Source organism: Enterococcus sp. S86.2 (genome assembly GCF_059834485.2).
In genome coordinates this window covers 1,536,242-1,562,612 of sequence record NZ_CM206813.1, presented here as the reverse complement: position 1 = coordinate 1,562,612, position 26,371 = coordinate 1,536,242, and the positions used below count along the sequence as shown (strand labels likewise).

Genomic DNA, 26,371 nt, shown 5'->3' with positions numbered 1-26,371 from the left:
CTTTTGGTGCTGTTAATCTCATTAAGGAGTAAAAATATGGCAAATGATAAAATCGTGATTCATGGCGCCAGAGCCCATAATTTAAAAAATATTGATGTTACGATTCCTAGAGATGAGCTAGTTGTAGTGACGGGTCTTTCCGGGTCAGGAAAGAGTTCACTTGCTTTTGATACGTTATACGCTGAAGGACAGCGGCGCTATGTGGAAAGTTTATCGGCTTATGCTAGACAATTTCTAGGGCAAATGGATAAACCAGATGTTGATAGTATTGATGGCTTAAGTCCAGCTATTTCTATTGATCAAAAAACAACGAGTAAAAATCCGCGTTCAACAGTTGGGACAGTCACAGAAATTAATGACTACTTGCGCTTGTTGTATGCTCGTGTTGGGCACCCGATTTGTCCCAATGATCATATTGAAATTACGAGTCAGTCAGTTGAACAAATGGTAGATGAGGTTCTAACTTTACCAGAAAGAACGAAAATTCAAATTTTAGCTCCCATTGTGTATCAAAAAAAGGGCCAACATAAAAAAGTTTTTGAATTGATTCAAAAAGAAGGCTACGTCCGGGTACGCGTAGATGGTGAAATCTACGACATCAGTGAAGTACCAGAACTAGAAAAGAATTTGAAACATGAAATTGCCATTGTAATTGACCGCATTGTGGTTAAAGATGGGATTCGTTCTCGCCTATTTGATTCCTTTGAAGCTGCTTTACATTTGGCAAAAGGTTATGCTGTAGTAGATGTAATCGGTCAAGAAGAAAAATTATTCAGTGAACACTACTCTTGTCCGTATTGCGGATTTACTGTAGGAGAATTGGAACCACGTCTATTTTCTTTTAATGCACCTTTTGGAGCTTGTCCTGAGTGTGATGGCCTTGGGGTTAAATTGGAAGTGGATTTGGATTTAGTGATTCCTGATCAAAGTAAAACACTAAGAGAAGGAGCGATTGTTCCTTGGAATCCAATTAGTTCACAATATTATCCAGAAATGTTAGCACAAGCCTGTGATAGTTTTGGAATTGATTTAGATACACCTTTTGAAAAATTACCCGAAGAACAACAACAAATCGTTTTACGCGGTTCAAATGGTGAGACTTTCCATTTTCATTATGAAAATGACTTTGGCGGTATCAGAGATGTAGAGGTGCCTTTTGAAGGCGTTTTGACAAATATTAAACGGCGATATCATGAAACCAATAGTGATTTTACCCGTGACCAGATGCGACTTTATATGACAGAACTTACGTGTGAAGCTTGTCATGGTTATCGTTTAAATCCACAGGCATTATCGGTCCAAGTTAATGGTACCCATATTGGTGAAGTCAGTGAAAAGGCTATTCATGGAGCGTTAAACTTTTTTGAAACTGTGAGACTGACAGAACAAGAACAAATGATTGCTAAACCAATTTTAAAAGAGATTGGCGATCGCTTGAACTTTTTACAAAATGTTGGTTTGGATTACTTAACGTTAAGTCGCGCTGCTGGGACATTGTCTGGTGGTGAAGCGCAACGAATTCGTTTGGCCACTCAAATTGGTTCGAACTTATCTGGGGTATTGTATATTTTAGATGAACCTTCTATTGGTTTGCACCAACGAGACAATGATCGCCTGTTAGATTCGCTGCGGAAGATGCGTGATTTAGGAAATACTTTAATCGTGGTGGAACACGATGAGGATACCATGCGGGCTGCTGATTATTTGATTGATGTCGGTCCTGGTGCTGGCGCACAAGGTGGGGAAATTGTCGCTGCTGGTACGCCAGCAGAAGTTGCCGCAAATCCTAATTCGATTACTGGTCAGTATTTATCAGGTAAAAAGGTCATTTCCGTACCTGAACAACGGCGAAAAGGTAATGGCAACAAATTAAAGATTACCGGTGCCGCAGAAAACAACTTAAAAAATGTAAACGTCGAATTTCCTTTAGGTAAATTCATTGCAGTTACTGGTGTTTCTGGTTCTGGAAAGTCAACCTTAGTGAATGAAATTTTGAAAAAAGCCTTGGCACAAAAAATTAACCGTAACTCCAACAAGCCAGGGAAATTCAAAAAAATGACCGGCTATGAGTCAATTGAAAAAATAATTGATATCGATCAAAGTCCAATTGGACGTACACCACGCAGTAACCCAGCTACTTATACTAGTGTCTTTGACGATGTTCGTGATTTATTTGCCAAAACCAATGAGGCAAAGATTCGAGGTTATAAAAAAGGACGATTTAGCTTTAACGTAAAAGGTGGTCGTTGTGAAGCCTGCCGCGGTGATGGGATTATTAAAATTGAAATGCATTTTTTGCCAGACGTATATGTTCCGTGTGAAGTATGTCATGGGAAACGGTATAATTCTGAAACCTTAGAAGTTCATTACAAAGGTAAAAATATTGCTGAAATTTTAGATATGACAGTAGAAGATGCGGTGGAATTCTTCAAACATATTCCAAAAATTCATCGCAAATTACAAACAATTGTGGATGTCGGTTTGGGCTACGTTACCCTTGGTCAACCTGCAACAACTTTATCAGGTGGAGAAGCGCAGCGGATGAAGTTAGCCAGTGAATTGCATAAAAACTCCAATGGAAAAAGTTTTTACATTTTGGATGAACCAACTACTGGGCTTCATACAGATGATATTGCGCGTTTACTAAAAGTTTTGGAACGGTTAGCTGACGCAGGAAATACAGTTTTGGTGATTGAACATAACTTAGATGTCATTAAGTCAGCCGATCACGTGATTGACCTTGGTCCAGAAGGCGGCGATGGTGGTGGTATGATTATTGCCAAAGGGACCCCTGAACAAATTGCTAAAGTAAAAGAAAGCTACACAGGTCACTACTTGAAAAAAGTTTTAGTTTAAATCAATAATATTTCTTTTAGAAAGGGTGCAGTCAGAAGATAGCTTTTGATTGCTCTTTTTCTTTATGGTATGATACGAATGTTGTATTAAAGGAAGATATTGAAATTATTTAAAGTAAAACATGAAGTGAGTGTGGTAAAAAGTGGAACAACAACCTTTTGTCCCCATATTATTAGGTAGTGATATGAATGTTTATGGCATGGCCCGAGCTTTTTATGAAGAATATGGCATGAAGTCAACGGCGTATGCTTCTTTTCAATTAGCGCCAACAAAGTACAGTAAAATTGTGGATGTAAATGTGATTGCAGGCTTTGATCAAGATCCTGTTTTTAGTGAGAAATTACTGGAATTGGCTAATTCTAAGTACAATGATCCAAGTATAAAGTATTTATTAGTAGCCTGCGGGGACGGCTATGCAGAATTACTGTCCCAACACAAAGAAGATTTGAAAGATTATTATGTTTTTGCTGCCAACGATTATTCCTTATTTGAAAAATTAATTAATAAAGTTAGTTTTTATGATATTTGTGAAAAATACCAGCTGCCTTACCCCAAGACATTGATCATTACAAAAGATATGGTCGCAGCGGGAAAATTAAATCAAGAATTACCTTTTGATTTTCCTGTAGCGTTAAAACCAGCGAATAGTGTGGAATGGTTGTCTGTAGACTTTGAAGGTCGTAAAAAAGCTTTTATCATTGATAATTTGACAGAGTTCAATACGATTTTAGATCGTTTATATAAAGCTGGTTACCAAAGTGAAATGATTGCTCAAGACTTTATTCCCGGGGATGACAGCAATATGCGGGTATTAAACGCATATGTCGATCAAAAGGGTAACACGCGTTTTATGTTTTTGGGTCATCCTTTATTAGAAGATCCAGCACCGGCGGCAGTTGGCAATTACGTTGTGATCGTACCGGATCAAAATGACGAAATTTACCAAACCATTAAAAGTTTTTTAGAAAAGATTAATTACGTTGGCTTTGCCAATTTTGATATGAAATACGATCGCCGTGACGGGCAATATAAATTGTTTGAAATTAACTTGCGTCAAGGGCGTAGCAGCTTCTTTGTAACCTTAAGCGGATTTAATTTAGCAAAATATGTGACCGAAGACTTAGTATTTAATAGCGTCTTTAGAAAGACTGAATATGGACGTAAGGATAATCCCAAGGCAAAAGTTTGGCTTGGCGTACCAAAAAAAGTTTTTCGCAAATATGCTAAAGACAATGCAGATAAACAATACGCGGAAAAACTAATCAAAGCTGGCCGTTATGGCACAACGTTATTTTATGATAAAGATTCATCTATTCGTCGCTATGTATTGATGAAATACGCTTTCCACAACTACGTGACAGGCTTTAAGAAATACTTCAGTGAGAAAGAAGGCTAAACTAAGTGGAAAACTTTTTTAGTATTTTAGGTGGGATGGGCACGCAAGCAACCGAAAGTTTTGTTCGTTTGTTGAACCATCGTACTGTTACCCATAAAGATCAGGATTATTTAAATTATGTTTTGTTTAATCATGCTACTGTTCCTGACCGTACGGCGTACATTTTAGATTCAACAGCAGAAAATCCATTACCTTTTTTATTGGATGATATTGCCAAGCAAAATTTATTAAAACCGAATTTTATTGTTTTAACTTGTAATACAGCCCATTACTTTTTTGAAACATTACAAGCTGCAACAGAGATTCCAATTTTGCATATGCCAAGAGAGGCAGCTATTGAGATGAGTCGCCGACAAAAAGGGGGCAAAGTTGCTTTTTTAGGTACCGAGGGCAGTGTAAAAGCCGGAGTCTACCAACGGGAACTGGAAAAAGTTGGCTTTGAAGTGATGTTGCCTGAAAGTAAGTTACAACAAAAAGTAAATGATTTAATTTATCGTGATATTAAAGAAAATGATTTTTTAAATAAGGAACTCTATTACGAAATTTTGGCCGAAGCAATTGAAGAGTGTGGCTGCGCCAGCGCCGTTTTAGGCTGTACAGAATTATCCTTAATGGAAGAATTCGCTACAGACAATCCTTACAATGTGGTTGATGCGCAGTCGATTTTAGTTGATCGAACAATTGAACGCGCGTTAGCAGATCGTAAAAAGAGCTGAGGGGATCATTTATCCCGGTGATATACGAGTAAAATTTGTGTCCATGCCTTTTTCATGTTCGCAAATTTTAGCTTGTCAGCGGAATTGATTCATGAAACTAGCTAGTTTGAAAGCTAGATAGTGTCAAATCAATTTTTTTCTTACAAAAAATTTATATTTGCTTTATAAAAAAACGGATCATTTATAAATAAATGGTCTGTTTTTTAGTTAGGTTTAAAAGATATTTACAAGTGTTGCTATAACTGCGTCGCTATTTTGATTATTTTATAAAGCTTTTTTATTTCCTGGGGTAATTTTATTGCTAATGATACGCCCGGAATGTTATAATGTTTGTGAGAAATCGTCGTTTCTTTGAAACGGCGATTTAACTATGAGAGGAGCTTTTAATATGCAAGACAATTTAAAATTAGTCATTATTACTGGTATGAGTGGTGCCGGTAAAACAGTGGCAATTCAAAGTTTTGAGGATATGGGCTATTTTTGTATCGACAATATGCCGCCGTCTTTAATTCCTAAATTTTGGGAACTGATTAAAGAATCTGGTAAAGTAACGAGAATTGCCTTGGTTGTTGATTTACGCTCCCGTTCTTTTTTTGAAGAAATTCAAGAAATGTTAGTGGATATCGAAAATACAAATTTTATTGATACGCAAGTTCTTTTCTTAGATGCTTCAGATGAAGAACTGGTTTCCCGGTACAAAGAAACCAGACGAGTGCATCCATTAGCTATGGATGGTTTAATTACAGAAGGTATCAGGAAAGAGCGGGCTATTTTAGAAGATTTGAAAACCAAAGCAACATTTGTGGTAGATACGACTAATTTAACCCCTCGCCAATTAAGAGAAAAAATTAATCAAGAATTTAAAACGTCTAGTGAAGGCGGATTTCGCATTGAAATGATTTCTTTTGGTTTTAAATACGGTCTGCCAATTGATGCGGATATTGTGATGGATGTTCGCTTTTTACCCAACCCACATTATATTCCAGAGCTACGTCCATTAACTGGTAAAGATCAAGCGGTGTATGATTACGTAATGTCTTTTCCAGAAACTGAGCAATTTTATCAACAATTTTATCAATTGTTGGAAACCATTATGCCTGGTTATGTCAAAGAAGGGAAAAGTAGCTTGACGATTGCAATCGGATGTACCGGTGGCCAACATCGTTCGGTTGCATTAACTGAGCGAGTGGGCCAAGCATTAAGTAAAAATTATAAAGTTAATATCACGCACCGCGATAAGGATAAACGTAAAGAGACGGTGAATCGCTCATGAAAATGAAGACGTATCGAATCCGCAAACCAAAAGTGGTAGTAGTCGGTGGCGGAACGGGACTACCAGTCATTTTACGGGGATTACGAAATCAAGGAATTGATATTACAGCTGTTGTCACTGTTGCTGATGACGGAGGAAGCAGTGGCGAAATTCGCGACTCCATTGCCATGTCGCCACCAGGAGATTTACGCAATGTATTAGTCGCGTTATCTGACATGCCCAAACTTTACGCAGATATTTTTCAATATCGTTTTAAAAAAAGTGATAAGTTTTTGGCAAATCACGCCCTTGGAAATTTGATTATTGCAGCGATGTCTGAAATGCGTGGCAGTACGTATGAAGCAATTCAATTGTTAACAAAAATGATGCACGTTGACGGCAATATCTATCCTTCTAGTGAGAAACCATTAGTTTTGCATGCGGTTTTTAAAGATGGTACCCAAGCGATTGGGGAGTCTAAAATTGCCATCGATCGTAAAACAATTGATCATGTTTTTGTCCGTAATCAAGACGGAGATAGTGAGCCTAGAGCGGCTCGAAAAGTAGTATCTTCGATTATGGAAGCAGATATGATTGTTTTAGGACCCGGTAGTTTATTTACAAGTATTTTGCCGAATTTGATGATCTCAGAAATTGGACAAGCGCTTCTAGAAACAAAAGCAGAAACAGTTTATATTTGCAATATCATGACCCAAAAAGGAGAGACCGAGCATTTCACAGACGCCAATCACGTTCAAGTTCTTCATCAGCATCTAAAGAAACCTTTCGTGGATACTGTTTTAGTAAATACAGAAAAGGTTCCTGAAGGATATATGGATCCAGAAGTTTACGATGAATATTTGGTGCAAGTAAAACACGATTTTAAAGCGTTGCGAAAAGAAGGTTGTCGCGTTGTCTCGGCTGATTTTTTACAGTTGCGAGATGGTGGGGTTTTCCATGATGGTGAAAAAGTTGTAGAAGAATTGTTACGTATTTTGTATTAATAGCAATTCATTGATCCAATTGAATTTTTGTAGTAGAAAGGGGTGATTGTGATGTCATTTGCTGCGGATGTAAAAAAAGAATTAACGACTTTAGAAGTGCATAAAGAACATGCAAAAGCTGAATTAGCAGCTTTAATTCGGATGAATGGGTCGGTGAGTTTAAGCAACCATCAATTTGTCTTAAACGTCCAAACAGAAAATGCTGCGATTGCTCGACGGATTTATTCGTTATTAAAAGATCATTTTGGGGTGCGTAGCGAACTATTAGTACGACGCAAGATGAAATTGAAAAAAAATAATGTCTATATCGTTCGTTTGAAGGAAAAAACGCAAGAAGTTTTAAATGAACTTGCGATTATGGATGGTCTGATGTTTCAAACCCATATTTCTGATGAGATTATGGGAAATGCCCAAAAGATGCGTTCTTATTTGCGGGGAGCTTTTATGGCGTCTGGGTCGGTGAATAATCCGGAAACGAGTCGGTATCATTTGGAAATTTATTCGCTTTATGAAGAGCACAATCAAGATATTTGTGAAATGCTCAATTATTATGATTTAAATGCGCGAACTTTAGATCGACGGAATGGCTATATTTCATATTTAAAGGGAGCCGAAAAGATTGCCGATTTTTTGACGCTAATTGGTGCTACAAATTCCATGTTGAAATTTGAGGATGTCAGAATTGTCCGAGATATGCGCAACTCGGTTAACCGTTTGGTGAATTGTGAGACCGCTAATTTAAATAAAACAATTGATGCAGCGTCAAAACAAATCGAAAATATTGAATTTATCGAACAACGGGTGGGGTTGCAGGCTTTGCCTGAAAAATTACAAGAGATTGCCGAGTTACGCTTGGAACATCCTGAGGTAAGTTTAAAAGAGCTGGGCGAGATGATTCCTTCTGGTGCTATTTCAAAGTCGGGAATTAACCACCGCATTCGCAAAATTAATGAATTTGCTGATCGATTACGAGAGCAGGCAAGTTAAATTTTTTACAAAAGGCGTAAAAAAGACCATAAGAAATAGTTGGCAGATGTTTTACCTGTACTGCTAATTTTAATGAAAAAAACCGAGGTTAGCTTGTGCTGCTAATAAAAGCGACACAGACTACCCTCGGTTTTTTTACGTTTTTATTGATGAAGATACTCTAATAATGTAGTCTCACTAATTCCTTCATCAAAAATATGATTGTCGATAATCATTGTCGGGACAAATTGAATGTTGGCTCTTTTTGCCTCATCCATAATCGCTTTTTGAGTCAGCTCATCGGCATAGTTGGCTAATTTCAAGTCACTTTCAGCAAATTTAACAACAGAATCTAAAGATAAATCTCCCCATAAATCTTGGGATAAAAAGATTTTTTTAATATCTGCTAAAGCTTTTGTCGCATCACCTTTTGTGACGTACTGGTGCATGACATTACCCCGCTGTAAGCTTTCTTTGTCTTTATCGTAGAGTTTTATAACCCGTTTTAGATTACCACTTGCCACTTCTTGATTTAATAAATCTTCATGTTCTAAAAACCATTGACGACAATAAGGACAGCGTAAGTTAATAAATTCTACAAGTGTTTTTTTCGCATTTTTATTGCCAATTATAATTCCCACATCGCCATTTGTTTCGTTTGCATTAATAATTGTGATATCCAATTTTTTTCATCCTCTCATTGTTTCTCTTTTTTAGTTTAGCGAAAGTTTAAAGAAATGGGAAATGTTGTGTTTAAGTAGACCGATTTCAAAGAAAAATGAAAAAGAGTTGTGAAAAAATTGTAACTTCCATGGTTTTGCAGGTGAGGGGATAGAAAAGCTGTGCTATACTATTGAAGTAAGTCCAATTGTAAAGGGAGTCTGCCTATGTCATTTAGCATTCAAGAATTATTTAATATCGATTATTGGAAACAAATGTTTAATGTCGATATTTTTTCTTGGAACTTTTTCGTTAATATTTTGGATATTCTGGTTGTCTGGTATATCGTCTATAAGTTAATCCAACTTGTTCGCGGCACCAAAGCAATTCAGCTATTTAAAGGAGTAGCAATTTTTATTGCGATCCGGTTTGGAGCTGAACTCATTGGTTTGCATACTTTGTCTTGGTTGATGGATCAAGTTATTACCTATGGAGTGATAGCGGCTATTGTCATTTTCCAGCCTGAAATAAGACGTGGGTTGGAACATCTTGGACGTAGTACCCTCTTTAAGACGACCAAACAAGAGCAAAAAGAAGATGAACAGCTGATTACATCACTAGACAAAGCGATTCAATATATGTCCAAACGTAAAATTGGTGCGTTAATCACCATTGAAAGAAATACGGGTTTAGAAGAGTATATTGAAACAGGGATTGCATTAGAGGCGGATATAACAGGTGAGCTTTTGATTAATATTTTCATACCCAATACGCCACTACATGATGGTGCAGTCATTATTCGCAATGACAAAATTGCTGTTTCTTGTGCGTATTTGCCACTATCAGAAAGTATGTTAATTCCAAAAGAATTTGGCACACGCCACAGAGCTGCAGTTGGGATTAGTGAAGTTAGTGATGCGGTTACCGTAGTTGTTTCAGAGGAAACTGGTGGGGTAAGTATTACTTTGAATAATCAACTGTTGTCAGAATTATCCCAAGAAGAATATTTGAAAATTTTACACAGAGAATTAATTCCAGAAGAAAAAACAGAGACAAAGAAAAACCAGCTGCAATCCTTTATCGAAAGTATCGCTAAAGGAGGTAAGAAATGAATTCAAGTCGCAAAAGCAATATCTTGTATGGCTTCTTAGCGTTGGTTTTCAGCTTGATTTTATTTTTTAATGCCAACGGACGTAATGTTCAAACGACATTGAACACAAATCCGGAAAATTTTGAAGAAACAGTTAATAAAGTGCAAATTCATCCGGTTTATGACTCGGATAAATATTATATTCTAGGCTTTGATCCGTATGTTTCGGTGAAATTAAGTAGTGCCAATCGTATCCAATTAAATGCTGAAGCAAATCCGGATACCAGAGGATTTCGTGTCGTTTGTGATTTAACCGGATTAGGAGAAGGTACCCATGAAGTGAAATTACGGATTCAAAACGGCAGTAGCGCTGTGGGCTATACGATTAATCCAACTAAAGTTACCGTGACGATTGAAAAGAAAGTAACGCAATCTTTTAAAATCCATCCGGTTGTTTCTTCTTCTAATTTAGGGGAAGGGTTCTCGGTTGATAGTGTAACGGTAAAACCAGAAGAAGCTCAGATTACCACTGGTGAAAAGACGTTAGCCCAAATTGATCGCGTAGTTGCAACAATCGATCCTTCTAAAACAGCTAGTGCTGACTTTGAAGAAAAAGCAACGATTGAAGCATTGGATAAAGAGGGGAATCGTTTGAGTGTTGTTTCAGATCCCCAAGAAGCGCAAGTTATTGTAAAAGTAAAAGCGCCAGAAAAAATTGTCAGTCTTTATGCTTCGCAAGTAGGGACATTGCCTAATGGGATTTCCCATTATGATTTTAAATTAGATGCCCTTTCAACGGTTCTAAGAGGGCCACAATCAAAACTTGATGGAATTGAAAGTCTCGCGCTACCGGTGGATATTACGAATATTACAGAGAAAACAACCAGAGAAGTGGTTGTTCCAACCGAAGATGGCATCGTCGCATCACCAAAGACAGTCAAAGTAGAAATCACGCCGGTACACAATACAACAAGCACGGAAACGACGAATTCCTCTAGTAGACAGTCACAAACTTCTTCTAGCGTAACTGAAACAACTCCAGCGACAACTACGGTGGAAACCAGCGAGACAAGTCAATCAGCTGTTGATGCAACGGCAAATGAATAAAATTAACTAAAACAATTTTGTGAGGTAAGAATAATGGGTAAATATTTTGGTACGGATGGTGTTCGTGGCGTAGCTAACGTTGAATTAACACCAGAATTAGCATTTAAATTAGGGCGTTGTGGTGGCTATGTATTAAGTCAACATGAGAACAGTGAACATCGGCCTAAAGTTTTAGTTGGCCGCGATACCCGTATGTCTGGTCAATTATTGGAAAATGCATTGGTTGCCGGGTTATTATCTGTCGGCATTGAAGTGTTTACACTGGGCGTCATCTCAACGCCGGGTGTGGCTTATTTAACCCGTGTGCAAAAAGCGAGTGCAGGAGTCATGATTTCAGCGTCTCATAATCCTGCTGAAGACAATGGTATTAAATTTTTCGGAAGTGACGGTTTCAAGTTAGTGGATGATCAGGAAGCAGAAATCGAAGCGCTACTGGATGCACCACAAGATACTCTGCCACGTCCTTCGGCTGAAGGTTTGGGGACAGTTGAAGAATTTCCAGAAGGTCTTTTGAAATATTCACAGTTTTTAGAACAAACTATTTCAGGAGATTTATCAGGTTTAACAGTTTGTATTGATGCTGCAAATGGTGCAACTGCAACAAGTGTCAACCGCCTATTTGCTGATTTAGAAACAGACTTTTATACGATGGGAACTTCCCCTAACGGATTAAACATCAATGATGGTGTTGGATCTACTCATCCGGAAAAATTGGCGGCTTTTGTCGTTGAAAAAGGTGCTGATGCAGGCCTTGCCTTTGATGGTGATGGTGACCGTGTGATTGCGGTGGATGAGTTAGGAAATATTGTCGATGGTGATAAAATTATGTACATTTGTGCAAAATATTTAGCATCAAAAAAACGTTTAAAACAAGATACAATTGTAACGACTGTAATGAGTAATTTAGGTTTCCATAAAGCAGTAGAAGCTATTGGCTTAAAAGATGTGATTACCCAAGTTGGCGACCGTTATGTTGTCGAAGAAATGCGAAAAAATGATTACAATTTTGGTGGCGAACAATCAGGTCACATGGTTTTCCTCGATTTTAATACTACAGGTGATGGAATGCTTTCTGGTATCCAATTGTTAAGTATCATCAAAGAAACCGGCAAAAAATTATCTGAACTAGCGGCAGAGGTAACAATTTATCCGCAAAAATTAGTGAACATTCGCGTCACAAACAAAAATGGTGCGATGGAAGTTCCAGCGATTAAAGCTGTAATTGAAGAAGCGGAAAAAGAAATGAATGGTGAAGGACGTATTTTGGTTCGACCTTCAGGGACAGAACCATTATTACGCGTAATGGCAGAAGCGCCATCGGATGAATTAGTAAATTACTATGTTGATAAGATCGCGGCAGTCGTACAAGCCGAAATTGGTGCTAAATAAAAAAAATGACAGATTACAATTTGTAATCTGTCATTTTTTTTGCAGTTCCAATCACAAGTATAGCTAAAATTATTTTACTATATTGCCTTTAAAGTAACTGGCACTAACAGGGAGTTTTCGAGCTACAAATTCGGCTGTAGAGGTGGCATTTACCAAAGTAAAATTAGCGGGCATCCCACTTTTTAACCAACCGTTAGGAGCGATTAATTTTTGATCGGTGACCAATTCTAAACTTTCCGTTAACTCTTTTTGTGAGGTTAAGTCAAACATTTCTGCATAGCGATTAAGTTTATCCATCACATCACCATTACCAAAAGGTGACCAGCAATCGTAAATATTATCACAACCAATCTGGGTTTTCACACCGGCTTGTTTTAATTTTGTTAAAGGCGGAATAACAAAGTCTAAGGGGATGCTGGAAATAATTGTTATTTGATTGGCGGCAAGACGTGAAAATAATTCAGCTTGCTCACTTTTATTTAAATCTCGTAACCCATAAGCGTGACTAATCGTAACTCTTTTTTGCCAATTGGTTTCTTCTGTTAGCGCTAAAATTTTAGCGAAAGCTTTTCTGGCGTCATCACCTCGTTCATGAAGATGATAATCAATGGGCACATCAAATTGTGTTGCTAAATCAAACGTTTGGTTTAAAGATTTTTCTAAGTTGTTATCAATACTAATTGGGTCGACTCCGCCAACGAGATTAGCACCATTTTGTAACGCCAGTTTCATTTCATTGTAGGCGTGGGATAAAAGGAGACCGTGTTGGGGGAAAGCCACTAATTCATAATCCAATTGATCCTGGTAGTTTGCTAAAACAGCTTGTGCGGCCTCTAAATAACTTTGCCCCACAGCAGGATGAACATCAATATGGGAGCGAAAATGCGTAACGCCATAAGAAAGTTCTAAATGAATTAAATTTTCCATGCGCTGGCTAAAAGAGACCGGTGCATTTTTTAAATAGGCAATTTCTTTTGTGAAACGTTCCACGCGGTTTTTTACAGGCTCAATCGGTGTCCAGGGAATACCTAATTTACTTTTATCAAAATGAACGTGCATTTCCCGCAATTGAGGTAAAATTAAAGCATTTTGTCCATCAATTATGGTGTAATCGGTTTTGGTATCTACTTGGTCACTGGTAAACACCGCTGTAATTATTCCATTTTCAAAGGCCACAGCAATATTTTTCGTCGCAGTTCCGTAGGTGAAATCATTTTCTGTCAGATAGCCAGTTTCCACGCGGACATTTTTTAATAAAGTTTTCATAAAGCACCTCCGTCTTCATTTAAAATAGCTTGAAATGGATAAAAAAGCCAACGTTTGCTTTTTGTAGACCTATAAACACAAAGAAATGCCATAATAAGGTTTTACCAAAAAGCTATTAAAAAACCTGCCTACGACAACGGATGGTCATAAGCAGGTTAAAGTAGCGGTCTTATTCGACGGTGACAGATTTTGCTAAGTTTCGTGGTTTATCAACATCATAGCCTCTTTGTAAGGTTGCAAAGTAGGCAATTAACTGCGTTGGGACAACTGCTAGTAGGCTAGTCAACAGCGGATGAACCGTGGGTAATAAAATTTGATCATCTGGCTTTGCTAATTCTTCTGTTGCGATGACAAGGGTATTGGCCCCGCGACTTCTTACTTCTTGTAAATTTCCCCGCGTGTGTAAGCCAGTTGCAGCGTCAGTAATGATACCAATTACAGGGGTTCTATCTTCAATTAGGGCGATTGTTCCGTGTTTTAATTCGCCAGCTGCGAAACCTTCTGCTTGAATATAAGAAATTTCTTTTAGTTTTAAAGCAGCTTCCATTGAAACATAGTAGTCATTACCCCGGCCGATGTAAAAGGCGTTGCGGGTGTGTGTTAAGTATTCTGCGGTTAATTCTTCTAGCAATTCTTTTTCATTAATCATTGTTTCCATTGCTGTGGCGATTAAACCTAACTCGTGGAATAAATCAAATTCATTCGCTGCAAGAATAGCTTTTTTTGTTCCCAAAGCTTTAGCTAAAACAGCCATAACCGCGATTTGAGCGGTATAAGCTTTAGTCGAGGCAACGGCAATTTCAGGGCCCGCATGAAGCAGCAAAGTATAAGTTGCTTCCCTTGATAAAGTAGAGCCGGCTACATTTGTAATAGTTAAAGAAGGGTAGCCTAATTCATTTGTTTTTACTAAAACTTGACGACTATCAGCTGTTTCACCACTTTGACTCAAGTAGATGAAAAATGGTTTTTCCGATAGTAGTGGCATATTGTAGCCAAATTCACTGGATAGATGAATTTCTACAGGTAACTGCGTTAAGGTTTCAAAAAATTTCTTAGCTGCCCAACCAGCATGACTGCTAGTGCCGCATGCAACGATATAAACGCGATCGCTATTTTCTAAAGTAGCTAACAAGTTGGGATCAATCGCAATTGAGCCATCTTCATTTTGATATTTTTGTACAATTTTACGCATGACAACTGGTTGTTCATCAATTTCTTTTAACATGTAATAAGGATAAGTTCCTTTTTCAATGTCACTTGCATCCAGTTCTGCAACATAAAAATCACGGTTGATAATTTGACCAGCTGCATCTTCAATGATTGCATCTGTTGCGGTTAGTGTGACCATTTCACCGTCCATTAATTCCACAAAGTGGCTCGTTTGATCTAACATTGCTAAGGCATCACTACATAAAACATTAAAGCCATCCCCTAAGCCGATTAAAAGAGGGCTTTTATTTTTTGCGACATAAATAGTTGTATCATCTTGTGTATCAACTAAGGCAAAAGCGTAAGATCCTTCGATTAAGCGTAATGCTTTTTTGAAGGCAGCTTTTGTTTGTAAGCCTTCATTTTTGAAATGGGCAATTAAGTGAACGGCAATTTCAGTGTCTGTTTGACCGTAAAATGTATCTTCACTCAAATACGTTTGGCGTAATTCGTCATAATTTTCAATAACGCCATTGTGTACTAAAACCAGCTCACCATTTTCACTTGTATGAGGATGCGCATTTTCCTCAGTTGGTTTACCATGAGTGGCCCAACGTGTATGTCCAATGCCCATTGTGCCAGTAATAGCTGGGGTTAATTTTGCTTCTAAATTTTTAATGGGACCAGTAGATTTAAGCAGATTATTGTTCTTGCCAGCGACATAGATTCCTGCTGAATCATAGCCGCGATATTCCAAGCGTTTTAAACCAGTTAAGATAATTTTTGTTGCGTCGTTTCTTCCAACGACTCCGACGATTCCACACATGTAAAAAAACCTCTTTCTTATTTCAATCTTGTTTTCTTTTTGTCTTCTTATTGGAGTGCTTTTATTAAGTAAAAGATAGGATAAAAATAAATTGGTATAGATTCATTTTTATTGGTCTAATTATTACGACATCCAAAATGATATTATTTATCTTGGGTTTTGTCAATTATAAATTTTATTTTCTTTAATTGGTATAGTCTTATTTTAAGCGTTCCAATTTTATTTTTTTTAAATACGTTGCATTTTTATTTTTTTCTAATTTACAATTATTTACTTAATCGCTGTTTTTTTTGCTTTCTTTTCGCTACAATGAGAAAGATAAAACCTTTCTTTTCATCGTAAGGGATACGAAGAAAACGGGTGATGGATTATTCTATCAAAATAAAAGGAGGACCAAATGGACAATATCGTACGTTGCATGTCTTTTAAACAATTAAAAGCCGCTGTTGCAAAATTAGAGGCGACAGCTGGAATCACAGAAGAAACCAAAATTTTTTTAGATACAGGCTGGGATAGTTTGCAAGAGGTTTCACCAGAAAGTATTGAAGTGAAAAAAGCGCGCTATTTTGAAGTGCAAGATCCTGTTAGTAAGGAATATTTTGGCGGTTTTGCGTTAAGTGAAAAAGCCGAAAAAGTAAAGGCTACAGGTGTAGAAGAAACTGTCATTGTAATTGAAAATTTATATTAATAGTCAAAATTAAAGGAGTAGAAAATGAATAAAAGAAGATGGATTGCAGTTGTTATCGCAGTTGGGTTGTTTGTTTTTTCAGCGGTGTCTTCTCGGGTTGCCACCCATAATGAGGCCGAGAGCCAACAAGCACTGGCAGGATTAAATGCATTATTGTATGGGTCAAATCAATTGGAAAAAAATGTCATTGAAGATGGCGATGCTGATAAACAGATTGCCAAATTGACTGTTGACGGTACGATTGCAGATACAGGTAGTGGTGGTATCTTTTCGACGGCAACGTATAGTCACCAAGATTTCCTAGCACAGTTACAAGAAATTCAGAGGGATGGAAATATTAAAGGGATTTTGTTAGAAGTAAATTCTCCTGGTGGTGGAGTTTATGAGAGTGCTGAAATTGCCAAGGAATTTGCCAAAATTAAAGAATTAAAGATTCCTGTCTATGTTAGTATGAAAAATATGGCTGCCAGCGGTGGTTATTATATCTCAGCAGCTGCTAATAAAATTTTTGCTACCGATGAAACGGTAACAGGTTCCATTGGCGTCATTATGTCTGGGGTAAACTATAGTGGTTTAATGGAGAAATTAGGTATCACCGATGAAACCTATAAAAGTGGGGCCTTAAAAGACATGGGCTCTACTACTAGAAAACCCACGCAAAAAGATCAAGAAGTCTTGCAAACGTATGTCAACAATGCCTATGACCGGTTTGTTAAAGTGGTAGCAAAAGGTCGTGGTATGTCAGAAGCTGCCGTACGTAAAATTGCTGATGGTCGTATTTACGATGGAGCACAAGCAAAAGCAAATGGATTAGTTGATGAAATTGGTTTTCCAGAAGATGCGCTAGCCGCACTAAAAAAAGACCAAAAATTAACCAACGCGCAAGTAATTGAATATTCTGTTGGCGATACCGGTTTTTATTCTTCTTGGTTAGGCAATAAGGCAGCTAAATTACAAGGACTAGCACCAAGTGAAGATAGTACATTAGTGCATTTATTTGCATCGCTTGGAAATGCTCAGGCACCAAAACCTCTTTATTATTACGGAGGACAATAAAATGAGCGATAAAATACAAGGTCCAAAAGTATTTAAAACAAAAGATGATAAAAAAAACTTCACCCAAGAAGAAGTAAAAAAGCAGCAGAAAATATGGCGTCCGTTGCTAAATGAAAAAAATGAAAATAAAAAGTATTTCCCCAACTATTTTTATGCTGGTTTTTGGATTCGCATGTTTGCCTATTGCCTTGACTTAATGTGTATTCATGCGATTACAAACGCAACAGTAGGTTTAACATATCGCGTGGCGGCAATAGAAATAGCAACTAATTTTTTAAGTTTTTCTAGTCTTTTGTCATTGGCGATTTATTTAGCGTATTTCACTTTATTGACAAAATTAAATCACGGACAAACTATTGGGAAAATGGTCTTTGGCATTCGCGTAGTTTCTTTAAGTGAAACAGAACTTTCCTGGGGGACAGTTATTGTCAGGGAAACTGTTTGCCGCTTTATCTTAAAGGGATTTCCGTTTGTTTTAGGGTACATCGTAGCAGCCTTTACAGATCACAAACAACACGTGGGTGATTATTTTTCGGACACTTCGGTAATTACCATTAATGTTTTGAAAGCTTTTAATAAAGAATTACGGGCTTAATTTTAACAAAGCAGGTGTTAAAAATGGGTGAAAAAATTGTCTTTCCAGATGAATTGCAACGAAATATTCGTTTAGCAAAAAAAGCAATGGAACAAAAAGAGTTTCTAACGAGCGTTACTTATTTACAAAAAGCTTATGAGATGGAAATGTCATTTGAGATTAATCAGCTCTATACAGAAGCTTTATTAAAAAGTGAAGATTTTAAAAGTGCACTGCAAATAGCACAAGACTTTGCAGTTGAATATCAGAAAACGGCGACAACAATAACTACCTATGTAAGAATTTTATTATTAAATCAACAGTTTTTAACTGCTCGTAAGCTAGTTATACAAAACAGTCTTTTGACAAAAGAGCAAAAAAAAACATTAACCCAACAGATCAAACAATTGGAGTTGGCAATTGATTTATTAGATCCGGAAAGTTTGCAAGTAAAAAGACAGCTTTTAAATCAGTGGGATGAAAGTTTAATGCCGATTATAACAGCGGACTGGGAAGTTTTTGTGGGGCAGTTAACTTATCCTCAATTTATCGGGCTAATGCAGGATTTTTTACCCAAATGCCGAAATAATTTTTTGCGGCCGCGCTTAGTAGAGGAGCTCGTTTTATTAGGCTGCGATAAAGTCATTCGTTGTGCCCGTTGGGATAATACAATAGCGACTATAAATTTAAAAGAACTTAAATTACCCGAAGAAGTCCCAGCTTATCAAAAATTAAAAACATATTTTGAAACAGAAATTGCCGCGACAGACATCCAACTGGCAAATTACTGCTTAACTGAGCTAAGTGCACAATTAGCTGTAACGTATCCTTTTGTACCTTTCACTGACGATTTAAAGAGGTGGGAGCAAAGTTATATTTTAGAATATCAGGCAATGATGGGAAATAATAAAGCAGTAGCGGGGCTAGAAAAACTAGCTGACATCACAAAACAAAAAGAAAAAATTCGGCAAATTTATCAAGTGATTTTCTAAAGTTTTTTTTACTTTCAATAACCTTAAAATGTTTACAATTCCTAAGGGTTAGTGTACTATTTAAAAGTATGCATGAAAGTATTTCATAGTAAAATTAGTTTATTCGGAGGGAAACACATGACTGCAAAATGGGAAAAAACTGGCACCAATGATGGTGTATTAACATTTTCAATCGATCAAGCTGAAATTCAAAAAGGTTTGACACAAGCATTCAACAAAGTAAAAGGAAATTTAAATGTACCTGGCTTCCGTAAAGGGAAAGTTTCACGCCAAGTATTTAACCGTATGTACGGCGAAGAAGCTCTATATGAAGACGCATTGAACGCTGTATTACCAGAAAATTACGAAGCTGCAGTGAAAGAAGCCGGAATCGATCCTGTTTCTCAACCAAAAATTGACATTGACAGCATGGAAAAAGATCAAGATTGGGTAATCAAAGCTGAAGTTACGGTTAAACCTGAAGTTAAATTAGGGGACTACAAAGACTTAACTGTTGAAAAACAAGATCGCACAGTCACAGAAGCAGACGTTGACGCAAAATTAAAACAAGAACAAGAACAACAAGCTGAGTTAGTGATTAAAGAAGACGAAGCAGCTGCAAACGGCGACACTGTTGTGATTGACTTTGAAGGTTTTGTTGACGGAGTTGCATTTGAAGGCGGCAAAGGCGACAATTACTCATTAGAATTAGGTTCAGGTTCATTCATTCCTGGTTTTGAAGAACAATTAGTAGATCATAAAGCTGGCGATAATGTGGATGTTACTGTAACTTTCCCTGAAGACTATCAAGCAGAAGATTTAGCTGGTAAAGAAGCTATCTTCAAAGTAGTTGTTCACGAAGTAAAAACAAAAGAATTACCTGAATTGGATGATGAATTTGCAAAAGACGTCGACGAAAACGTTGAAACTTTAGCAGAATTAAAAGAAAAATACATGACAGAATTAACAGAAGCAAAAGAAAAAGCAGCTGAAGATGCTAAAGATGAATTAGCTATTAGAACTGCTGTTGAAAATGCTGAAATTCTTGATTTACCACATGTAATGGTTCATGATGAAGTACACCGTTCTATGGACGAATTTTTAAACAACATGCAACGTCAAGGTATTTCACCTGAAATGTATTACCAATTGACTGGTTCAACAGAAGCAGATTTACACAAACAATTTGAAGGCGAAGCTGAAAACCGAGTTAAAACAAACTTGGTAATTGAAGCTATTGCTGCTGCAGAAAACTTAGAAGCAACAGAAGCAGATGTTGAAAAAGAAATCGCTGAATTGTCTGAAGCATACAACATGCCAGTTGATCAAATCAAACGCGTTTTAACAGAAGATATGTTAAAACATGATATCACAATGAAAAAAGCGGTTGAACTTGTTACAGGAACAGCTGTTGAAAAATAATTTTTAAAATTGAAGCCGCCAGCTTGTGCTGGTGGTTTTTTTTTGCTTTATTGCCCTTAAAAAAATGGAAGCTGGCTTTATATTTTATTAAAAAACGATTGTACTTGGCTACAATGAAAGCAACTACTTTTTCTTTCGTAAATAGTATGCTATCATAGTTTAAGACTGTTTAAATCAGTTATCCAGCACTCGTTAAGAGTACGGAAATTTTTCAAGGGGTGAGACCATGTACGACAACACTAGCGGAAATGAAACTGTACGTTGTTCATTTTGCGGTAAATCGCAAGAAGAAGTGCGTAAGATCGTCGCCGGTCCCGGGGTCTACATTTGTAACGAGTGTATCGACTTATGCAAAGAGATCATTGACGAGGAGTTCATGGATGAAGAAGTGCGGGAATTCATCGATGTACCTAAACCAAAAGAAATCTTAGCAATTTTAAATGAATATGTAATCGGCCAAGACCGTGCGAAAAAAGCATTGGCTGTGGCAGTTTACAATCATTACAAACGTGTGAATGCGGAAAGTAGCGAAGATGAGGTAGAATTACAAAAAAGTAATATCTGTTTAATCGGGCCTACCGGCTCAGGAAAAACTTTCTTAGCCCAAACTTTAGCCCGTTCTCTTAATGTTCCATTTGCAATTGCGGATGCTACAAGCTTGACAGAAGCTGGTTATGTGGGTGAAGATGTCGAAAATATTTTATTAAAACTTTTACAAGCGGCTGACTTCAATGTTGAAAGAGCCCAAAAAGGGATTATTTATATTGATGAAATCGATAAAATTGCCCGTAAGAGTGAGAATGTTTCAATTACACGAGATGTTTCTGGTGAAGGCGTGCAGCAAGCTTTGCTTAAAATTTTAGAAGGCACAGAAGCAAGTGTACCACCACAAGGCGGCAGAAAGCATCCTCATCAAGAAATGATTCAAATTGATACGACTAACATCTTATTTATCGTTGGTGGTGCTTTTGATGGAATTGAAACAATTGTTAAAAATCGAATGGGTGAAAAAATCATCGGTTTTGGCACGAACAATAGAAAAATCGGTGATGACGAAAGTGTGATGCAACACATCATCCCTGAAGATTTATTGAAGTTTGGTTTGATTCCAGAATTTATCGGGCGCTTGCCAGTCATGGCTGCCTTAGATAAATTGACAAATGATGATTTAGTCCGCATTTTAACGGAGCCTAAAAATGCATTAGTCAAACAATACAAAAAGTTGATGTCTTTAGATGAGACTGAATTAACCTTTGAACCATTAGCGCTAAAAGCAATTGCAGCAAAAGCGATTGAGCGTAATACTGGTGCGCGGGGTCTGCGCTCGATTATTGAAGATATTATGATGGATGTCATGTTTGATGTGCCAAGCGATGGAGATATTAAAGAAGTTATCATCACAGAAGACGCTGTCACAGGTGTTGGTACACCAAAAGTTATTTATGCTGAGAAAAAAGCGGGATAAATGAACAAAAAAGCTGGGGCTCGTACCCAGCTTTTAGCTTGATTTTTAAAGGAGTGAAATAGATGAAAGTTCATAACGCAGAAATTGTGATTAGTGCCGTAGCGCCAAAACAATATCCCGAAACAGATTTACCAGAAATTGCGTTGGCAGGACGTTCTAATGTCGGAAAATCGTCTTTCATTAATACGCTAATCCAGCGAAAAAATCTTGCCCGAACTTCTTCTAAGCCCGGAAAAACCCAAACTCTCAATTTTTATCTGATTGAGGATACATTGCACTTTGTTGACGTTCCAGGCTATGGCTACGCCAAAGTGTCTAAGAGTGAACGGGCTAAATGGGGGCAGATGATTGAAACTTACTTGACTCAAAGGGAACAATTGAAGGCAGTAGTATCTTTAGTCGATTTACGCCATTCCCCTAGTCAAGAAGATATTCAAATGTATCAGTTTTTGAAGTACTACGACTTACCTGTAATCGTAGTTGCAACAAAAGCAGATAAAATTCCCCGTGGCAAATGGAATAAACACGAATCAGTCATTAAAAAAGCTTTGGATTTTGATAAATCAGATACGTTCATTATTTTTTCTTCGGTGACCAAAGAAGGAAAAGAAGAAGCGTGGCAAGCTATTGAAAAAGCAATTAAATAGAGTCGAATCATTTCTGATTCGACTCTGTTTTTTTGCTCTTTTTTTGTTCTTTTTTTATTTCTGGTTTTAAAAAGCGAGAAACATCAACTTCCTCTTTTTTGTCCGGTAAAATTACCAAATCATCAAACATTTTATCTAATGAATCATCTCGTTCAAATTTCAAACCCATCGCCATCCACCTCCAGTTAGAGTTTAGCACGTTTTAGTAGGATTTTTAAGAAAAAACGATTCCTTTTTACTTTTTTTTAACGCCAATATTAGTTATAATAAAATTATAGAAAGATTAAAAGGCGGTGAGATGATGAAGTTGACAAATAAGATGTTTATCACAGTGCAATATATCAACTTAAATGACCAAATGATCAAGCGTCATTTGCAAGACTGGCTTGTCTTTGTTCGCCTGCTCTATCAACCACAGCAGATGATTGTGAACCATGAAGAGATGCAGTCTTTTTCTTTAAAGCGTGTTCATCAACTTTTGAGTCAATTAACTGAGCAAGAAGATTTGGAGTTTATTGTAAAAGAAGGTCCCAATGAATCTTATTTTCATTTGGTCGATGGTAATTTATTAGAAAAGCATCTCGTTTCACAAGAAATCTTTTTAAAAAACAAGCAAATAATCTTAAATTATGTCGATGTCAAAATGAAGGAACGCGGCTTATTTGGCTACATCAGAAATTACGATGAGTATTTGTATCACAATACCGATGATATAAAAATGCGCCAAGTATTTCAGCCGCTAGCAGAAATAGAAAAATTACCTAAAATCCGTAATAAAGAAAATAAAACGGTGGTAGATTGTAATCAGTTTGCCGGGTATGACATTTTTTATCGTGGTTTTTGTTTAACTTCCTGTTGGCGCGTCTACTTCACTGCTCGTTATCATAAAATCATTCCATTAGCGGTGGTAGAAGAAGTGCAACAAGTTGAACAAGTAACAAAAACTGCAGAAGATGTGTGGTTCGTTGAACTTTACAAAGATCCTTATCGTTGGCAAGAAGACTTGAATTTGGGCTATCAGCGCTTGTTTAGAGACCAGATGGGGATTGATCAATTAGCCTGGGATAATGGCGTTGGAATATTACGTGAACCCTTAATTGAATACGCATACACAGAAAATGTCATTCAGACAGTTCAATACCAAAATGACCGGTTACAGCCAACACCTAAAAAAGAAGCAACACATTTTGTGACCCGTGTTTATGATATTGTTCACGATAATTACCAAGAAAGACGTGTCAAAGGCGTTTTAAATGCGCAGGCTTATTTTCCTTGGATCGATGAGCAGGGAATGAAGATGATGAATTATCTTGTTTTAAATCCGCAGTATTCTCTGGATGAGGGTCTTTGCGCATATGAATTTTATTTGCGGAACTACTTAGAAATAAATATCACCGATGATCGCTACCATGAATATTTAGCAATCTTAAATATTTATCTGCCGGATGATTTTCTAACTAAAGTGCCATATAAAATCTTAAAAGAGCGGATGCAAGATATCCATTTTACACGGTTAAAAAAACGCAAACAGCGTGTATATTTTGATATGAAAAAGAAAAAAAATCATTTGCGCGTCAATTTTGTACCATTTTCGGCAATGAAAAATACGAATGAAATAAAAGTCGTGTAGGGGGTTAAAAAATGGAAGATTTATTGTTTAAAAAGTATATGTTACCAACGGGTGTTCTGACAATCTTACTGTTAATGTTACCGGATTTTTTCATGAAAATTCCGTTAGCCCTAGCGATTATTTTATTAGGAAGCTGCCTATGTATTTACAAGTATTGGCAATTAGAAGTAAAATTGGAAGTTCAAAAAATTAGGAGTGGGAAAGAGTAGTAATTTTTCACTAGCAATGTCTGTTATAAAAAAGACCAACAATTCATCAATATGAATCGTTGGTCTTTTGACGAAGTTTTATTTGTTTAGTTAACGTCTTTTTTTAATAATCCAAAAATGATACCAGAAATTACTGCCCCGATGGCAATAAATACTAGATATAAAATTGGGTTGCTGACTAAGAATACTACGAAAATACCACCATGAGGTGCAAGTAACAGAATATCTTTAGCACCAACTAATGCTCCTGTAATTGCAGAACCGATAATGAAACTTGGAATAGCACGTAGCGGATCAGCTGCAGCAAATGGAATAGAGCCCTCGGTAACAAAAGACAGTCCCATTACAATGTTTGTTAAACCAGCATCTTGTTGATCTTTCGTAAATTTATTTTTGAATAAACGTGTAGCTACAAAAATTGCTAATGGAGGAACCATACCACCGGCCATGACAGAAGCCATTACCACACTACCGCCAGAAGCGACTGTCGTAGCTAATGTTGCTGTACCAAAAACATAGGCTGCTTTATTAATTGGGCCACCTAAATCTGCTGCCATCATACCAGCTAGTAAAGCGCCAAGTAAAGCTGCATTAGAACCACTTAAACCAGTTAAGAAAGTATTTAACGCATCGTTAATTACTTTCATGGGTACGTTGATGATAAGCATTAGAAAACCAGTAATTAAAAGTCCGAATACTGGATAGAACAAAATAGTTTTAATCCCATCAAGTGATTTTGGTAGACCTTTAAATAATTTCCGTAAGAACAAGATAACATAACCACCAAGGAAACCACCAATTAAAGCACCTAAGAAGCCAGCACCGCCAGTATTTGCTAAAGCACCTGCGGCAAAACCAACAATTAAACCAGGACGATCAGCAATACTTGAAGCAATAAAACCAGCTAAGACTGGCAACATAAAACCAAACGCTGCACTACCAATTTGGTTGAACCAAGATGCTTGTATATTATAGTTACCTAATTGCGCTAAACTGTCTTTTGGAACGCCCATAAATTGGTCAATCATAAAGGATAAAGCAATGGCAATACCACCACCGATAACAAACGGCAACATGTGTGAAACACCGTTCATTAAGTCTTTATATATCCGTTGTCCTACTGTGCCATCTGCGCTTTCATCTGAACTACTAGAGGCAGAACCATCGCCTTTAAATACTGGCGCAGAACCGCTCAATGCTTCATTGATCAAGTTTTCTGGTTTACGAATACCATCACTAACAGGGCGGTTCACTAAATGTTTGCCATCAAAGCGATCCATTTCAACTTTTTTGTCTGCGGCGACAATGACACCATCAGCGCGAGCAATATCTTCAGCCGTTAAACGATTTTTAATTCCTTCTGAGCCGTTTGTCTCAACTTTAATGTCAACACCCATTTCTTTGGCTTGTTTTTTCAAGGCGTCTTCGGCCATGTAAGTATGGGCGATACCAGTTGGACAAGCGGTAACAGCAACGATGTATTTGCGATTAAAGCTCTTTAATTCTTCTTCTTCGGCAGCTTTCTTTTCAGCTTTTGCTTCTTCGTCTTTTTTTGCTTGTGCGTCGGTAAATAGTTGTTGCACTTCATCTGGTGTTTTGGCTGATTTTAATTGTGCAACAAAATCAGCATCAATGAGCAAACGAGAAAGGGCAGCTAACGCTTGTAAATGGGTATCGTTTGCACCTTCTGGAGCGGCAATCATGAAAAATAGATAAGTGGGTTGACCATCTAGTGCTTCATAGTCAACACCGGCATTACTTTTAGCAAATAATACTGTCGCTTCTTTAACGGCTTTATTTTTTGCATGGGGCATCGCAATCCCATCACCTAAACCAGTTGAAGTTTGTGCTTCTCGGGCTAAAATACCTTCTTTGTAAACTGCGATGTCTGAAATTCGGCCGACATCATACATTTTTTGAACCATTTCATCGATTGCACCTTTTTTGTCAGTGGCCTTCAGATCCATAATCATGGCATCTTTAATCAATAATTCATTGATATTCATTGTTTTCCTCCTTAATCTTAAAACGA

At 37.2% G+C, this 26,371-nt stretch carries 23 protein-coding genes; 18 read left to right on the top strand and 5 right to left on the bottom strand.

All coding sequences use genetic code 11. The annotated features are described in order from the left end of the window. Positions 1 to 36: 36 nt before the first annotated feature. From uvrA to whiA, 6 genes are all read left to right on the top strand, one after another. Positions 37 to 2,856 (top strand): excinuclease ABC subunit UvrA, encoded by a 2,820-nt coding sequence (gene uvrA, locus AC6R0T_RS07320; protein ID WP_206902729.1) that lies wholly within the window; start codon positions 37 to 39, stop codon positions 2,854 to 2,856. A gap of 184 nt (positions 2,857 to 3,040) precedes the next feature. Beyond that, positions 3,041 to 4,252, top strand: coding sequence for a carboxylate--amine ligase (locus AC6R0T_RS07315; protein ID WP_282462574.1), 1,212 nt, complete (start codon positions 3,041 to 3,043; stop codon positions 4,250 to 4,252). 5 nt (positions 4,253 to 4,257) lie between these two features. Next, positions 4,258 to 4,968 (top strand): amino acid racemase, encoded by a 711-nt coding sequence (locus AC6R0T_RS07310; protein ID WP_206902730.1) that lies wholly within the window; start codon positions 4,258 to 4,260, stop codon positions 4,966 to 4,968. A 388-nt stretch (positions 4,969 to 5,356) separates the two neighbouring features. Continuing rightward, complete coding sequence (gene rapZ / locus AC6R0T_RS07305; protein WP_206902731.1) at positions 5,357 to 6,241, top strand: RNase adapter RapZ; 885 nt, start codon at positions 5,357 to 5,359, stop codon at positions 6,239 to 6,241. Then, positions 6,238 to 7,224: a gluconeogenesis factor YvcK family protein gene (locus AC6R0T_RS07300; protein WP_206902732.1), complete on the top strand. Its 987-nt coding sequence runs from the start codon at positions 6,238 to 6,240 to the stop codon at positions 7,222 to 7,224. Before rapZ ends, AC6R0T_RS07300 begins: the two co-directional genes overlap by 4 nt. 51 nt (positions 7,225 to 7,275) lie before the next feature. Continuing rightward, complete coding sequence (gene whiA, locus AC6R0T_RS07295; protein WP_206902733.1) at positions 7,276 to 8,211, top strand: DNA-binding protein WhiA; 936 nt, start codon at positions 7,276 to 7,278, stop codon at positions 8,209 to 8,211. A gap of 143 nt (positions 8,212 to 8,354) precedes the next feature. On the opposite strand, the gene AC6R0T_RS07290 is transcribed toward whiA, so the two are convergent. Next, positions 8,355 to 8,873 (bottom strand): thioredoxin domain-containing protein, encoded by a 519-nt coding sequence (locus AC6R0T_RS07290; RefSeq protein ID WP_303753970.1) that lies wholly within the window; start codon positions 8,871 to 8,873, stop codon positions 8,355 to 8,357. 204 nt (positions 8,874 to 9,077) lie between these two features. On the opposite strand from AC6R0T_RS07290, the gene cdaA reads away from it, so the two are divergent. Genes cdaA through glmM form a run of 3 tightly spaced genes read left to right on the top strand, consistent with a single transcriptional unit; the run spans position 9,078 to position 12,436 of the window. Continuing rightward, entirely contained in the window at positions 9,078 to 9,962 is an 885-nt protein-coding gene (cdaA, locus tag AC6R0T_RS07285; protein WP_206902735.1) for a diadenylate cyclase CdaA, read from the top strand. Further along, positions 9,959 to 11,047, top strand: a complete 1,089-nt coding sequence (locus AC6R0T_RS07280; RefSeq protein ID WP_303753971.1) for a CdaR family protein — start codon at positions 9,959 to 9,961, stop codon at positions 11,045 to 11,047. The genes cdaA and AC6R0T_RS07280 overlap by 4 nt, the downstream gene beginning before the upstream one ends. Positions 11,048 to 11,080: 33 nt before the next feature. Then, positions 11,081 to 12,436 carry a phosphoglucosamine mutase gene (glmM, locus tag AC6R0T_RS07275; RefSeq protein WP_206902737.1) on the top strand — a complete coding sequence of 452 codons (1,356 nt, stop codon included), beginning with the start codon at positions 11,081 to 11,083 and terminating at the stop codon, positions 12,434 to 12,436. Between the two features lie 69 nt (positions 12,437 to 12,505). Here glmM and AC6R0T_RS07270 read toward each other — a convergent pair whose 3' ends face one another. Further along, positions 12,506 to 13,702: an amidohydrolase family protein gene (locus AC6R0T_RS07270; RefSeq protein WP_303753972.1), complete on the bottom strand. Its 1,197-nt coding sequence runs from the start codon at positions 13,700 to 13,702 to the stop codon at positions 12,506 to 12,508. 169 nt (positions 13,703 to 13,871) lie between these two features. Beyond that, positions 13,872 to 15,677: a glutamine--fructose-6-phosphate transaminase (isomerizing) gene (gene glmS / locus AC6R0T_RS07265; protein ID WP_303753973.1), complete on the bottom strand. Its 1,806-nt coding sequence runs from the start codon at positions 15,675 to 15,677 to the stop codon at positions 13,872 to 13,874. 397 nt (positions 15,678 to 16,074) lie between these two features. Here glmS and AC6R0T_RS07260 point away from each other — a divergent pair, with 397 nt between their 5' ends. The 7 genes from AC6R0T_RS07260 (at position 16,075) to yihA (ending at position 22,500) form a co-directional block, all read left to right on the top strand. Continuing rightward, positions 16,075 to 16,365 (top strand): hypothetical protein, encoded by a 291-nt coding sequence (locus tag AC6R0T_RS07260; protein ID WP_303753974.1) that lies wholly within the window; start codon positions 16,075 to 16,077, stop codon positions 16,363 to 16,365. Between the two features lie 24 nt (positions 16,366 to 16,389). After that, positions 16,390 to 17,421, top strand: a complete 1,032-nt coding sequence (gene sppA / locus AC6R0T_RS07255; protein WP_206902741.1) for a signal peptide peptidase SppA — start codon at positions 16,390 to 16,392, stop codon at positions 17,419 to 17,421. A gap of 1 nt (position 17,422) precedes the next feature. Next, complete coding sequence (locus tag AC6R0T_RS07250; protein WP_303753975.1) at positions 17,423 to 18,016, top strand: RDD family protein; 594 nt, start codon at positions 17,423 to 17,425, stop codon at positions 18,014 to 18,016. A 23-nt stretch (positions 18,017 to 18,039) separates the two neighbouring features. Next, positions 18,040 to 18,987 (top strand): hypothetical protein, encoded by a 948-nt coding sequence (locus AC6R0T_RS07245; RefSeq protein ID WP_303753976.1) that lies wholly within the window; start codon positions 18,040 to 18,042, stop codon positions 18,985 to 18,987. Between the two features lie 117 nt (positions 18,988 to 19,104). Beyond that, positions 19,105 to 20,388 carry a trigger factor gene (gene tig / locus AC6R0T_RS07240; RefSeq protein WP_206902744.1) on the top strand — a complete coding sequence of 428 codons (1,284 nt, stop codon included), beginning with the start codon at positions 19,105 to 19,107 and terminating at the stop codon, positions 20,386 to 20,388. Positions 20,389 to 20,614: 226 nt separating this feature from the next. Next, the gene (gene clpX / locus AC6R0T_RS07235; RefSeq protein ID WP_303753977.1) at positions 20,615 to 21,853 is read left to right on the top strand and encodes an ATP-dependent Clp protease ATP-binding subunit ClpX; all 1,239 of its coding nucleotides are present in this window, start codon (positions 20,615 to 20,617) and stop codon (positions 21,851 to 21,853) included. Between the two features lie 62 nt (positions 21,854 to 21,915). Next, the gene (yihA, locus tag AC6R0T_RS07230) at positions 21,916 to 22,500 is read left to right on the top strand and encodes a ribosome biogenesis GTP-binding protein YihA/YsxC (protein WP_303753978.1); all 585 of its coding nucleotides are present in this window, start codon (positions 21,916 to 21,918) and stop codon (positions 22,498 to 22,500) included. A gap of 7 nt (positions 22,501 to 22,507) precedes the next feature. On the opposite strand, the gene AC6R0T_RS07225 is transcribed toward yihA, so the two are convergent. After that, complete coding sequence (locus AC6R0T_RS07225) at positions 22,508 to 22,669, bottom strand: SPJ_0845 family protein (protein ID WP_206902747.1); 162 nt, start codon at positions 22,667 to 22,669, stop codon at positions 22,508 to 22,510. Positions 22,670 to 22,798: 129 nt separating this feature from the next. Here AC6R0T_RS07225 and AC6R0T_RS07220 point away from each other — a divergent pair, with 129 nt between their 5' ends. Further along, on the top strand, positions 22,799 to 24,130 hold the full coding sequence (locus tag AC6R0T_RS07220) for a hypothetical protein (protein ID WP_282462510.1): 1,332 nt from the start codon (positions 22,799 to 22,801) through the stop codon (positions 24,128 to 24,130). Between the two features lie 11 nt (positions 24,131 to 24,141). Then, positions 24,142 to 24,339, top strand: coding sequence for a hypothetical protein (locus AC6R0T_RS07215; protein WP_206902749.1), 198 nt, complete (start codon positions 24,142 to 24,144; stop codon positions 24,337 to 24,339). Positions 24,340 to 24,425: 86 nt separating this feature from the next. Here AC6R0T_RS07215 and AC6R0T_RS07210 read toward each other — a convergent pair whose 3' ends face one another. Beyond that, positions 24,426 to 26,345, bottom strand: coding sequence for a PTS fructose transporter subunit IIABC (locus tag AC6R0T_RS07210; protein ID WP_303753979.1), 1,920 nt, complete (start codon positions 26,343 to 26,345; stop codon positions 24,426 to 24,428). Positions 26,346 to 26,371 lie beyond the last annotated feature (26 nt).